Below are 13093 nucleotides of genomic sequence, written 5' to 3'. Positions count from 1 at the left end.
CGAGCAGGATTCAATCAAGGCGCAGTGCGTCGCTTCTGAAGATCAAGGAGAGAAAAGTATGGCGAGAGCGCGAATTGGCGTGGCGCGGGCAATGACAGCGGCTGTCGTCCTCATCGTTGCGGGACAGGCCGGCGCGGCAGATGTTGGGCAAGCCGCGAGCGTCCCGCAGGCAGAAGCCTGCGTCGCGGAAGCGCCAAGCCCCTGGCAGATCCGCCTGCGTGCGTTGGGGGTGATCACCGAGGATTCGGGCTATGTCAATGCGGTGCCCGGCTCCGGTCTTTCGTATTCGGACACCGTGACGCCGGAACTCGATATCTCATATTTCTTCACGGACAACATCGCCGCCGAACTCATACTCGGCACCACCTATGCCAACATCGATGGCCAAGGTGCGATCGGCGGGCTGGGCGAGGTCGGCAAGGTTTGGCTGCTGCCGCCCACGCTCACATTGCAGTATCATTTTACCGATTTCGGCGCCTTCGAGCCCTATATCGGCGCCGGCGTGAACTATACGATCTTCTATCATCAGCAAGTCGGCAGCGCCGATGATCTCAAGGTCAAGAACACATTCGGCGCCGCGCTGCAGGTCGGATTCGACTACATGGTGGACCAGCACTGGGGCGTCAACTTCGACGTGAAGAAGCTTTTCCTCAAGCCCGACTTCGACGTCACTGTCGCCGGCGCCAAGCTCACGGGCAAGGCCAAGCTCGATCCCTGGTTGATAGGCGCAGGTCTCACCTACCGCTTCTGAGGACGAAGCACGGGGCACTTTTCGAAGTCCGCGCGCGGATCTTCCGTGCCGAGAAGTGGACCCGCGATGGTTCTTAAAGGAGTTGTTGGCATGCGCGTAGAAAACGATCATTGCGACGTGATCGGTGTGCCGGCCGCTCCCACGCAACTTGATCGTCTTTCTTCTGCGATTCTGCGGCAGGGGGGGATGGCGCGAGTGTCGCTGCCAGGCGATGTGGTGACCTGGGCGGCAGCCCGTCACCAGACGCTCAGGCAGATGCTTTCCGACCAGCGTTTCAACAAGGACTGGCGACAGTGGCGGGCGCTGCAGGACGGCGAGATTCCCGAGGATCATCCGCTGATCGGGATATGCAAAGTGGACAACATGACCACGGCGCACGGCGCCGATCACCGGCGCTTGCGCGGCCTGCTGTCCAGCAGCTTCGCGCCCAGTCGTATCGCCTTGCTGGCGCCACGGGTCGAACAATGCGTCGATCGACTCCTGGCCGAGATGGCGCAGCGCGGCGGCAGTGCCGATCTGATGAGCGAGTTCGCCGCTCCGCTGCCCACCAACGTGATCGCCGAACTGCTCGGTTTGCCGGACGAACAGCGCGAAGAGATCGTCGCGCTCACCTACAGCCTGGCCAACACCTCCGCCACAGGCGAAGAGGTGCGACAGACGCGGCAGCGCATCCCGGAGTTCTTCCGTCGCCTGATCGCGCTCAAGCGGGGCCAGCTCGGCGATGATCTGGCTTCGGCCCTGATCGTCGCGCGTGACAAAGGCGAGCTCGTTTCCGACACCGAGCTCATCGACATGCTGTTCATGGTGCTCTCTGCGGGCTTCGTGACCACCGCCGGCGTCATCGGCAATGGCGTGCTGGCATTGCTGACGCATCCGCAGCAACTGCACTTGGTGCGCAGCGGCCAAGTTCAGTGGTCACAGGCGATCGAGGAGATCCTGCGCTGGGGCAGCTCAGCGGCCAATCTGCCGTTCCGCTATGCCACCCAGGACGTGGAGATCGACGGATGCCTGGTCCGCCGCGGCGATGCCGTCCTGATGGCGTTCCATGCGGCGAACCGGGACGAAAAGGCCTTCGGTCCCGGCGCCAACAGGTTCGATGTCACCCGGCGGCACAACCCGCATTTGTCATTCGGCGAGGGGCCGCATTCCTGCCTGGGCGCTGCGCTGGCGCGCCTGGAATTGTGCTGCGCCTTCCCTGCGCTGTTCGGGCGGCTGGAGGATCTGGCGCTGGCCATCGCCGCGGAGGACGTCGTCTACATGCCGTCTTACGTCATTCGCTGCCCGCAGCGCCTGCCGGTCACCTTCCGCCCTTCCGTCGCTTAGCGAGTGCGGCATGCACCCAGATACAGCGATTCTCGGTTCGCCGAGGTGGCTGGTCTCGCACGAGGGGGGCGAGCATGCCCGGTTACGCACGATCGTGGCGCCGGCCTTCAGCAACCGCAGGGTGAAGCTGCTCGCGCAGCAGGTCGAGGCGATCGCCGCGCAGTTGTTCGAGACGCTGGCGGTCCAGCCCCAGCCCGCCGACCTGAGGCGCCACCTCTCCTTTCCGCTTCCGGACATGGTTATCAGCGTGCTGATGGGCGAGTGCGCAAGCACGCTGAGCGAAGCCGAGCGGGAACAAGTACCGGGATTCCCGGCTGACCGTGACGACCTGGCCCGACTTTACGCCCTTTGAGCCCGGCGACCTCGATCTGATCGGCGTCGCCGATGGGGACAAGGATCTCTCCGAGCCTGCACTGATAAGAGGCGGCATCGTAAGCGGCTTTGGGCGAAAGAGACCGATCAGCGCAAGGGCATTATTCGCATCATCACATAAACATCTCGTTATATGTATTGACAAGGAGCGAAGCTGCTGTGATTGTGCGCATGTCGTGGTTCTCCGCGCGGCACTGCTGTAGCGGAGCTAAGAGGGAAGCCGGTGCGATGCCGGCGCTGCCCCCGCAACTGTTAGCGGCGAGCCAAGCCCATTGGTGTCACTGAGGCGAACGGCCTCGGGAAGACGGGCAGAGGCTTTGACCCGCGAGCCAGGAGACCTGCCACGACGAACAACGTCCACGGGCGGGGTGTCTCGGTGGCCGCGGTAGCCTGGCTTCGTGCCGCCTGCTCGCGCGTTCCTTGTCCCCACGCCCCAACCATCGGGGTATGGCATGACTGTCTCTCAACAAATTCCAGTGGCAACGCTCGGCGTGCCGCGTATCGGTCGACGGCGGGAACTCAAATTCGCGCTTGAAAGCTACTGGTCCGGAAAATCTCCCGCAGCCGACCTGCTCGCGACGGCGAAGGCGCTACGCGCCGCCAGCTGGAGGGAGCAGCACGATCGCGGCGTGTCGAAAATCCCGTCCAACGATTTCTCGCTTTATGACCATGTGCTCGACACCGTCGCCATGGTCGGCGCCGTGCCGGCACGATACGCCTGGACTGACGGCGAGGTCCCACTCGATACCTATTTCGCAATGGCGCGCGGCAACCAAGATCAGGCCGCTGATTGCGGACATGCCGGTGACGAGCATGCGGCCAACGGGCATGGCCTTGCCGCGATGGAAATGACCAAATGGTTCGACACCAACTATCACTACATTGTGCCGGAACTTACCGACGATCAGAGCTTTGCCCTCTCGTCGGCGAAACCGGTCGATCATTTCCTCGAGGCCAAGGCGCTCGGCATCCACACGCGCCCGGTCCTGCTTGGACCGGTTACCTTTCTCAAGTTGGCGAAGTCACCTGAGGAAGGTTTCAACCCTATCGCGCTCCTGCCACGGCTGCTGCCCGTCTACGAGGAGCTCCTGCGGAGGCTGAAGCTCGCGGGAGCCGATTGGGTGCAGATCGATGAGCCGGCGCTCGTGGTCGATCTGGTTCCCAACGAACGGGATGCGCTCCAATTCGCCTACTGCCGGCTGTCAAAAGCAGCACCTGAGTTGAAGATCATGGTCGCTACCTATTTCGGATCGCTCGGAGACAATCTCGAGACCGCAATTTCTCTGCCCGTGGCGGGACTGCACGTCGATCTCGTGCGCGCTCCAGAGCAGTTGGAGACCCTCGGCCGGCTCGCGCAGAAGGAACTTGTGCTCTCGCTCGGACTGATCGACGGCCGCAACGTCTGGCGTGCGAACCTGCCTGCCATACTTGACCGCATCAAGCCGATCGTCGCCGGCTGGCCGCTGGACCGCGTGGAGATTGCCCCGTCCTGCTCGATGCTGCATGTGCCGATCGACCTGGACATGGAGACGGCACTCGATGCGGATGTGAAGTCGTGGCTCGCCTTCGCGGCGCAAAAGACCGGCGAGCTGGTCGTGCTCGCCCGTGCGCTGGCCGAAGGCCGGGACGCGGTCGCCGCCGAACTGGAGGCGTCGGCTGAGGCTGCCGCCGTTCGCGCGACATCCGCGAAGGTGCATGATCCGCTCGTCGAAGGTCGGGTCGCCAGCATCAAGGTCGCCATGACGCGCCGGAAGAGCGCATTCGACGTGCGCTCCAAGCTTCAGGGCGACACGTTTGGCTTGCCATCCTTCCCCACCACGACGATCGGCTCCTTCCCGCAAACAGCCGAGGTTCGCAAGGCGCGGGCAGCCCATGCCAAGGGCGAGCTGAGTTACGTCGACTATGAGGCCTTCCTGAAAAAAGAGATAGAAGCCGCCGTTCGCTGGCAAGAAGAGATCGGACTCGACGTGCTGGTCCACGGCGAATTCGAGCGCAACGATATGGTGCAGTATTTCGCTGAGCAGCTCTGCGGCTTCGCCTTCACGCAACATGGGTGGGTGCAGAGCTACGGCTCGCGCTTTGTGCGACCCCCGATCATCATTGGAGATGTGTCGCGACAACAGCCCATGACATTACACTGGTGGCGATATGCCCAGTCGCTGACGCTAAAGCCGGTGAAGGGCATGCTTACCGGCCCGGTGACGATCCTCAACTGGTCCTTCGTCCGGGACGACCTTCCGCGCTCAGCCGTCTGCCGCCAGGTCGCGCTCGCCATTCGCGATGAAGTGAGCGACCTCGAAAAGGCCGGCGCCAGGATGATCCAGATCGACGAAGCCGCACTGCGCGAGGGCTTGCCGCTGCGCGAGGCCGACTGGCAGGCCTATCTCGACTGGGCCGTCGAATGCTTCCGGCTGGCTTCAACGGCGGTCGGCGATGCGACCCAGATCCACACCCATATGTGCTACTCCGAGTTCGGCGATATCGTGGACGCGATTGCCGCAATGGATGCCGATGTGATCTCCATTGAAACCTCGCGCTCGCAGATGGAACTGCTCGATACGCTCCGAAGCTTCAAGTATCCGAACGGGATCGGTCCTGGTGTCTATGACATTCACTCGCCGCGGGTCCCGGAAGTGGGGGAGATTTCCAACCTCATCATGCTTGCGCGCGAGCGATTGCTGGATGGCCAACTGTGGGTGAATCCCGACTGCGGTCTCAAGACGCGCAGATGGGAGGAGGTCCGCCCTGCCCTGATGAACATGGTGGCTGCAGCACGCGCAATTCGGGAAAAAGCGCAGACCGCGTAGGGCTCGGTGCCCCTCGCCGGCGGTGGGCGGCAACGCCACACACCGGGCAATCTTGGGGTGAGTCCATCCGGCGCACCCAAGGCAATCGAGCTGCCCGCGAAAGCGCCTCGGCAACCTTGGCCTGGCCGGGGCCCTTGTCATGGCGCGTCGAAGTCAGCTGTTCCAGAGGCCGCCGTTGGCGGGTGATCGAAGGAGGCTTGGGTCCCAAATGAGCCGGCCAGAAACGAGAAGGCTCTCCGCCAGCCCGTTTCGGACTATTCCGTATTGGGATAGTCGAAATCACTATCGTCGCCCCAACCTTGATCGCCGAAACCCGCGACCATCGGGAGAAGCATCGGCGATCACGCGCCCCGGTCCGCGGAGCGTGTTCCGAGAAACCGGATGCAGGGCCAAGCTGGGGGAAGGGTCAAACAGCGCTTCTAGACTTTTGAGGCGGCATCGACGCTCCACCATCTGCAGCGGGCCAATTCCCGCTCGATGGCGTCTGCCTCTGGCTGCAATCACCATCACCGCGACGGCGAAGCCGAGCGGCCGCAGCTGGCTGGCGGACCCTTGTGTTTTGATGGTGGAAGATCAGGCGCCGGACCAGGAAAGCCGCCGCGGAAAGAGCGGGGTTGGCTTGCTCCTGGCGGATGCCGGCAGAGGTGTTTGGACCGCGCTCAATACCGATGCGCAGATGGCCGAAATTTACGAGCGGCGTCCCAAATCTCAATCGCTGCGCAGAATGCGTGCTTCGAGTGCGGCTGCGACGAAAGCTCGTCGAGCGGCTGGTGGATGGGTCTTACCGCGTAACACCTGCAGACAGGTGTCCATCGCGATCCTGCGTTTATCGGTCTCATGATGCAGATCCCGCAGCAAGATAGCGGCCGCGTCGTTGACGTCGAACACGACACGCTCCGAGCTGCGGCGGCTAACCTGAACTACGACTGGCCTCTCAAATCTGATCAACCCGGTCATCCCCCTCCTCCACAGCCACTATGCGGCAAACAGCCCGGGTCGCATTTCTTTACTCAGCCGAACGCGACGGCTGCATCTGCGCCACTGAGCCTGGCTATTGGCGGGCAAGCGATCGCCATGAGGCGCGTCTGGCCATGGTCAGCTTGCGTGCGATCTGCGGTTTTGCAGTCGGTGGTGAGGAACTGCTTCTCATTCGCGTGGTCTAGCTGTGAAACCTGGACATAGTGCACTGTTTGACGCGCCTCGCCAGTCTCAAACTCGTCGTCGAAGTCTACACCTGCACTTTTCCACTGCCCGATCTGCAGGCGGCGATCCACTGCATGGCGGAGGTTGGATCTTCCAATATGGCGACGCGCTTCGCAAAGCCGAAAAAGGCATTGCGCGCCGTGCTTACCGGCTTGCGCCCATCGTATGCATCGTAGCATGCCCTCAGGGCGGCTTCGTGGATCAGGTCTCTGCGATCTTCCGGCCATTCATTGAGAAAATCGATTGCATCCGCAAGGCCGGCAATCTCTTGGATGATGTGCGTTGCGCGCCTCACGAAAAGCGGGCTGCTGAAAGCCTCAGCGTTCATTCGTTCCTCCAACCTTCCAAATAGCCAATTTGTGTGAAAAGGCGCCGCATCGACGCGATGCCGACCCTGGCACAATGTGTTGTCAGGGCGATGACGGTTCAAGAGGAAGATCCGTAACAGCGGCCGGGTGCGTAGCGATCCGCCAGCACGTCATGCAATGGCTTGGTTGCCATCAAACGCCGTCGTCACTATTAAGCTACGAAGTGATTCTCACCGCCTAGTCTAAGCCCGCAGGAGCGTTTTTATGACCGAAGAAACCGAGAGCAAAGCTGACAGTCTCATCGAACTCACCGCCCATGTCGTCTCAGCCTATGTTTCGAACAATCCGGTTCCCGTCGGTGAACTGCCTGGGCTTATCGGCCAGATCCACATCGCATTGAAAGCCACTGCTGGTGGGGCCGCACCAGAAAAATCGGAAGCTCTCAAGCCTGCCGTGCCGATCAGAAAATCGGTTACACCCGATTACATTATCAGCCTTGAGGACGGTAAGAAGTTCAAGTCGCTCAAGCGTCACCTGGCTACCCACTATGGCCTCACACCCGACGAATATCGCGCGAAATGGGAGCTGCCGGCGGACTATCCCATGGTGGCGCCGAACTACGCTGCGGCGCGCTCGGCATTGGCCAAGACCATGGGTCTGGGCCGCAAGCCGAAGGAACCGGAAACGCCGGCACCTGCCAAGCGTGCCCGCAAGAAAGCGGCAGCCTGACCGCACTTTTTCAGGATGGGCTAAGCGGATCAGGCATCATTTCGCAGTCGCGAGATAGAATTTGTGCGTTGCAATATCCGCGGCGATCGGTATGATCATGGTGTCGGCCATCTACTCCTCCCAGATGTGGTGCCGACGCTGAATGGGGCGCACCTCCTCCCGCGTCTCATTCTAAATCGAGCCCGCTGCCCCTCCTCCCGGTAGCGGGCTTTTTCTTTGTCTGAGGCGCGATTTCGGTAGGGCCGACGCATTGGCTCTAAGGGAGGCGAATGCTCCGAACTTCCGGGCCTTTCTTGCCCTGTCCGCATTGGACAAACACCTTCTGACCCTCCATCAGCATGCTCAGTCCTGAGCGGGTCAGCGCGGTGGCATGAACGAAGATGTCCTTCTCACCGTTTTCAGGAGCAATGAAGCCGAAGCCCTTTTGGGGATTGTACCACTTAACGGTACCCTCGCTCTCCAACTCGGCACTCGTCCCGGCGGTGGACTCTCCAGCGCAACGCGTATGTAGCTGAGTTCTCGCGGTCTGATCGCCGACCGCCAGCACTCGCGAGACCTGGTGACCACCTCTTGGACTTTCTTCCGTTGTGACCTTGAGACGTGTTCCCTCGGAAACACCGCGGCTCCCGGCCGCCTCCAGCACCCGGATATGCAGATAGGCCTCGATGCCCTCCGGCAATTTGACAAAGCCAAAACCCTTGCTGGTGTTGAACCACACCACTTCGGCGTCGACAGGGTCCGCGGTTACGATCGACGAACGCTGAAAGTAGCTCGGCTCGGAAGATCGTTCGGAAAAAGTAACCGCGTCATTGTCATGACGATGCCGGCGTGGCTCACGATGGTCTTTGTATTTGCCCATGATCGTCCGACTGGCTTGAACAACGCACTGCGCTCCCGGCAGGATAATCTCAATGGGCGATGCGTTGATGTCAATTCACCAGTTGGCCTCTTCGCCCGCTCGATCGCATCACGATCCCGGCCGACCTGTTGCCACACGAGTCGACGATGGCGAGTGAGCACTATATGCGACGGATCGAGCTGCTGAACGGAAAGCTCCCCTGCATCGCAAGGCAGAAGGTTCGCACTGGAGGGCGACAACGGCATCAACCTTTCGATCACGGCATGCCGCGGGCTGCCGTCTCACGCGGATGCGCATCCGACATTTCGATTTACGCGCACTTTTTCCGCACAGTCTGCAGGAGGGCAGACGGGCAGCTCGTCATTAAATCGCCCGGCTAAATCAACCCCGCCTGCTCGGCCTCACGGCGCAGATTCTGGCGTGGCCTGGGTCCGATCTGCTGGATCACCAGGCCGGCCGCCAGTGAGCCAAGATCGCCGCAATCCTTCAGGCTGCGTCCGGTCGTGTAGCCGTAGAGGAAGCCGGCGGCATAGAGGTCGCCGGCGCCGGTGGTGTCGACCAGCTCGCGGATCGTCGTCGCCTTGATGGTGACGGTCTCGTCGCCGCGCACGATGACCGAGCCTTTTTCCGAGCGGGTGACGGCGGCGATCCGGCAATCCCTGCGGATCTGCGCCAGCGCCTTGTCGAAGGACGATGTCTGATAGAGCGATTTGATCTCGTGGCTGTTGGCGAAGACGATATCGACGGTGCCCGAGCGCATCAGGTCGAGGAACTCGTCGCGGTAGCGGTCGACGCAGAACGAATCCGAGAGGGTCATCGACACTTCGCGGCCCGCCGCGTGGGCCAGCTTCGCCGTCTGCCGGATCGCCTCCTTGGCGCGCGGCGGATCCCAAAGATAGCCCTCGAAATAGGTGACCTTGGCGCCGGAAGCCTTGTCGGCCTCGACATCCTCCGGTCCGAGCTCGACGCAGGCGCCGAGATAGGTGTTCATCGAGCGTTCGCCGTCGGGGGTGACGAAGATCATCGAGCGCGCCGTTGGCGGCAGGCCCGCCAGCGGCTTTGTGTCGAAGGCGACGCCCTGCGCGTGGATGTCATGGGCGTAGATTTCGCCCAGCGCATCGTTCGAAACCTTGCCGAAGAAGGCGGCACGGCCGCCGAAACTGGCGACACCGGCCGCCGTGTTGCCGGCGCTGCCGCCGGACGCCTCGATCGCCGGGCCCATGCGGCTGTAGAGCAGTTCGGCGCGCTGGGTGTCGATGAGGTTCATCGCGCCCTTGATGATGCCGTTGGTCTCGAGGAATTCCTCGTCGCACTGGGCGATGATGTCGACAATGGCATTGCCGATGCAAAGCACGTCATAATCCGGCATCAATGTCTCCGCCAAAAACCCGAGCCGGCTTCTTGCCATGCCGGCCGGGCGCGGGTCTAGCGAGTTGAAATGGGTGCCGCATGCGCTTGATCCAGCCGCGCTCACGCAGCTGCCGGTCCTGCCTCACGCAGCAAGTCGTCGGCTTTGTCGGTCTTCTCCCAGGTGAACTCAGGCTCTTCACGGCCGAAGTGTCCGTATGTCGCGGTCTTGCGGTATATCGGGCGTAAGAGATCAAGCATCTTGATGATGCCTTTCGGTCGGAGATCGAACAGCTCAAGAACAAGGCACTCGATCCTTTTTTCGTCAATCCTTGCGGTTCCGAAGGTGTTGACCATGACAGAAACCGGACTGGCCACGCCGATCGCGTAGGCAAGTTGAACCTCGCAGACCTCCGCAAGTCCGCTGGCAACGATATTCTTCGCGACATACCGGGCGGCATAGGCCGCCGAGCGGTCAACCTTGGATGGGTCCTTGCCCGAAAAGGCACCGCCGCCGTGACGCCCCGTTCCACCGTAGGAATCGACGATGATCTTGCGTCCAGTGAGGCCGCAGTCGCCGGCGGGCCCCCCGACCACGAACCGCCCTGTTGGGTTGACCAGAAATCTGATCTCCGAAGTATCCAGATGGGTTGGCAGGACCGGTTTTATGATCTCCTCAATGACGCCTTCGCGGACTATATCTTGGGAGACCGCCTCGTCATGCTGCGTTGACAGGACTATAGTGTCCAGCGCCACCGGGCGGAGACCCTCGTAGCGTACGGACACTTGAGATTTCACGTCCGGACGCAGCCAGCCAAGTAGTCCCGTTCTCCGGACCTCTGCCTGTCTTTTCGTCAAATGGTGAGCGAGCTGGATCGGCAAGGGCATCAATGTATCCGTCTCGTTGCATGCGAATCCAAACATGAGGCCCTGATCCCCCGCGCCCTGCTCGAGATCCTGCCCTCGTCCTTCGTCAACGCCCTGGCTTATGTCGGGCGACTGCTCGGTGAGAGCCAGAACGACGGCGCAACGTCGACCATCAAAGCCGATGGCATCGTCGTCGTAGCCAATATCGAGGATCGTATCGCGGGCAACTTGAGTGTAATCGATCTCCGCGTGGCTGGTGATCTCTCCAGCCAGAACGACCATCCCTGACTTCACTAACGTTTCACAGGCGACGCGCGCCTTCGGGTCGGTGCGGAGGATGGCATCGAGGATGGCATCGGAGATGTTGTCTGCCATCTTATCGGGGTGTCCCGCGCCGACGGATTCGGAAGAGAACACGAACTGCCTGGTCATAAAATGCCCTCGCTTCAAGTGTTGGAGTTAGGTGGGGAGTTTCTGGATTGGGCTGGCTTACCGGTCGGGGATGCCGGGGACGTCGAACGCAGAGCAGAAGTCGGCAACGTCTCTTCGCACGCGCGCATGAACTTCCTGGTCGTCGGGCTGGCGACAGACGGAGTCAATGAAAGCGGCGATCTGCACCATGTCTCCCTCACGCATGCCCATGGACGTCACTGCCGGCGACCCCAAGCGGATTCCGCTTGTGACCGCCGGATCGCGCGGGTCGCCCGGCACCATATTAAAGTTCGTAATGATGCCTGCCTTGGCCAAGCGCTCGGCATAGGCTTTGCCTGACAGCGGCCGGTCCCGCAGATCAAGGATCAGCATGTGATTGTCAGTCCCGCCGGTGACCAAGCCATAACCACGGTCCAGAAGCGCCTCGGCCAGAGCCCTGGCATTCTTGACGATCTGGTGACCGTAGGTACGGAAAGAGGGGGTCGCGGCTTCCTGCAAAGCAACAGCTAACGCGGCGATGACATTCATGTGCGGCCCACCTTGCAGTTGAGGAAACACCGCGCGATCAATCCGTCTGGCGAGGTTGTATTTACTCGTGGGATGATAGAGCGCCTGATAGCGATCTTCATTCTTCGACAAAATAAAGCCTCCACGGGGGCCGCGGATCGACTTGTGAGATGTGCTGGTGACGACGTCGCAATGAGCCACAGGATTCGGATGCGCTCCAGCGACAATCAGGCCGCTGATGTGCGCAATGTCGGCCACGAGATAGGAGTTGGCCTCCAGAGCGATTTCTGCCATTGCCGCGTAGTCAAAGACACGCGGATAGGCAGTTCCGCCTACCCAAATCAGTTTCGGTCGTTCCCGCCTGGCTGTCTCGCGCAAGCGGTCATAGTCGATTTGTTGCGTCTTTTCGTGCAGGCCATAGGGGACGCGTTGATAATCAGTGCCGGAAAAGTTAACGGACCAACCATGAGTCAGATGGCCGCCTTCGGGTAAAGGTAATCCCATGACTTTGTCACGGGGGTTCAAAAGCGCACGATAGACAGCCTGGTTGGCTGGTGAGCCCGAATAAGGTTGGACGTTGGCGTGCTCACTGCCAAATAGCGCTTTCAGGCGCTCGATCGCGAGGGTCTCAAGCCCATCGACGATCTCGTTTCCCGCGTAGTAGCGCGCACCCGGGTACCCCTCGGCATACTTGTTCGCAAAGATCGAGCCGGTCGCTTCCAGCACGGCCGATGAGGCAAAGTTCTCAGATGCGATAAGTTTGAGCGTTGTCCGCTCCTGCCGCTCCTGTCTTAGAAGCAGTTCGTGAACGCGGGAGTCGACGGCGGCTAAGTGAGGCCGCCCGTAAGTGTCGGGCTGCGCGATGGCGCTGACGGCGGAGTTGTCCATGGTAGTCGCGCTCCATTTGGCCTGATCTACTTCACGATCAAGCACGCGGTCCCTTCAACCGCGCGTCTTGTATCGCTTCGAGGCGTTGTAGGTCTCGTTTATGGTGGCCATCGTCGTGGGGCAGGAGATCGACCAACAATTGAGCCAGCCCGCCATCCCTGCCTGCTGCCTGCAGATGGTACGAAGACTGCGGACGTTGTTCGTTGCAGCAAAGAAAGTTGGCTCTGGTGAGCACCCTCACGTGTCGCACGACCTGCTCGCGACGCAGACGCAGAACGTCCGCCAGCTCGCAGATTGTTAGGTCCGCATGTGCGCAAAGGCCCAGAATTCGAAGACGATCAAGATGCGCTGCCGCCTGCAGGCGGCTGACCAGTGTCATCATTTTTCAGCAGCCCGTAGATAGACTGCATACTTGTCCTGCTGGCTTTGTCATTTCGGGCTCTCCGCAAATGCTGTTCGGCGGCAACATAAAACGACGCCAGATTTCTGCCGCCACTGAACTCGAAAGTTGTGGTGAGCGTACCATTGACAGCGATTGGCGGTCGCAAAGATTCCATGAATTTCTTTGAAGGATCTGTTGCAACGCGTAAACGCAACGAGATCGGCGAGATGCTGGTGAACGGCAAGCTGGCGAACTGCTTGGTCAAGAGGGAGGGCGATCGGCCCCATTACACCCCAGGCGACAGAGCTAACCTGAATG

At 61.0% G+C, this 13093-nt stretch carries 11 protein-coding genes, 1 pseudogene and 1 riboswitch; of the genes and pseudogenes, 5 read left to right on the top strand and 7 right to left on the bottom strand.

The features are described from left to right. Positions 1-58: 58 nt before the first annotated feature. The 4 genes and pseudogenes from ACLGL5_RS12390 to metE all read left to right on the top strand — a co-directional run bounded on the left by ACLGL5_RS12390 (position 59) and on the right by metE (position 5253). Positions 59-751 carry an OmpW/AlkL family protein gene (locus tag ACLGL5_RS12390; RefSeq protein WP_069091148.1) on the top strand — a complete coding sequence of 231 codons (693 nt, stop codon included), beginning with the start codon at positions 59-61 and terminating at the stop codon, positions 749-751. 90 nt (positions 752-841) lie between these two features. Further along, positions 842-2074 carry a cytochrome P450 family protein gene (locus tag ACLGL5_RS12385; RefSeq protein WP_069091147.1) on the top strand — a complete coding sequence of 411 codons (1233 nt, stop codon included), beginning with the start codon at positions 842-844 and terminating at the stop codon, positions 2072-2074. 16 nt (positions 2075-2090) lie between these two features. Continuing rightward, positions 2091-2333: pseudogene (locus ACLGL5_RS12380) on the top strand (cytochrome P450); the annotation flags it as partial. Positions 2334-2606: 273 nt separating this feature from the next. Then, positions 2607-2806: riboswitch (cobalamin riboswitch) on the top strand. Positions 2807-2922: 116 nt separating this feature from the next. Beyond that, positions 2923-5253: a 5-methyltetrahydropteroyltriglutamate--homocysteine S-methyltransferase gene (gene metE, locus ACLGL5_RS12375; protein ID WP_069091145.1), complete on the top strand. Its 2331-nt coding sequence runs from the start codon at positions 2923-2925 to the stop codon at positions 5251-5253. A 708-nt stretch (positions 5254-5961) separates the two neighbouring features. Here metE and ACLGL5_RS12370 read toward each other — a convergent pair. Together ACLGL5_RS12370 and ACLGL5_RS12365 are read right to left on the bottom strand one after the other, a co-directional pair. Beyond that, a complete protein-coding gene (locus ACLGL5_RS12370; RefSeq protein WP_069091144.1) occupies positions 5962-6210 on the bottom strand; it encodes a DUF982 domain-containing protein in 249 nt (82 codons plus the stop codon). Between the two features lie 271 nt (positions 6211-6481). Further along, on the bottom strand, positions 6482-6784 hold the full coding sequence (locus tag ACLGL5_RS12365) for a DUF982 domain-containing protein (protein WP_019863483.1): 303 nt from the start codon (positions 6782-6784) through the stop codon (positions 6482-6484). A 244-nt stretch (positions 6785-7028) separates the two neighbouring features. Between ACLGL5_RS12365 and ACLGL5_RS12360 the strand changes: the two genes are divergently transcribed. After that, positions 7029-7493: a Ros/MucR family transcriptional regulator gene (locus tag ACLGL5_RS12360; protein WP_069091143.1), complete on the top strand. Its 465-nt coding sequence runs from the start codon at positions 7029-7031 to the stop codon at positions 7491-7493. Between the two features lie 256 nt (positions 7494-7749). On the opposite strand, the gene ACLGL5_RS12355 is transcribed toward ACLGL5_RS12360, so the two are convergent. From ACLGL5_RS12355 to ACLGL5_RS12335, 5 genes are all read right to left on the bottom strand, one after another. Further along, a complete protein-coding gene (locus ACLGL5_RS12355; protein ID WP_083246573.1) occupies positions 7750-8352 on the bottom strand; it encodes a cold-shock protein in 603 nt (200 codons plus the stop codon). Between the two features lie 376 nt (positions 8353-8728). After that, positions 8729-9721: an adenosine kinase gene (locus tag ACLGL5_RS12350; protein ID WP_069091142.1), complete on the bottom strand. Its 993-nt coding sequence runs from the start codon at positions 9719-9721 to the stop codon at positions 8729-8731. A gap of 101 nt (positions 9722-9822) precedes the next feature. After that, the gene (gene metK / locus ACLGL5_RS12345; RefSeq protein WP_069091141.1) at positions 9823-10998 is read right to left on the bottom strand and encodes a methionine adenosyltransferase; all 1176 of its coding nucleotides are present in this window, start codon (positions 10996-10998) and stop codon (positions 9823-9825) included. 57 nt (positions 10999-11055) lie between these two features. Then, the gene (gene glyA / locus ACLGL5_RS12340; RefSeq protein ID WP_069091140.1) at positions 11056-12393 is read right to left on the bottom strand and encodes a serine hydroxymethyltransferase; all 1338 of its coding nucleotides are present in this window, start codon (positions 12391-12393) and stop codon (positions 11056-11058) included. 338 nt (positions 12394-12731) lie between these two features. Continuing rightward, a complete protein-coding gene (locus ACLGL5_RS12335) occupies positions 12732-13040 on the bottom strand; it encodes a hypothetical protein (protein ID WP_171903254.1) in 309 nt (102 codons plus the stop codon). Between the last annotated feature and the right edge of the window lie 53 nt (positions 13041-13093).

This window comes from Mesorhizobium sp. U510 (genome assembly GCF_059180695.1).
This window is presented reverse-complemented; position numbering and strand designations above follow the sequence as displayed.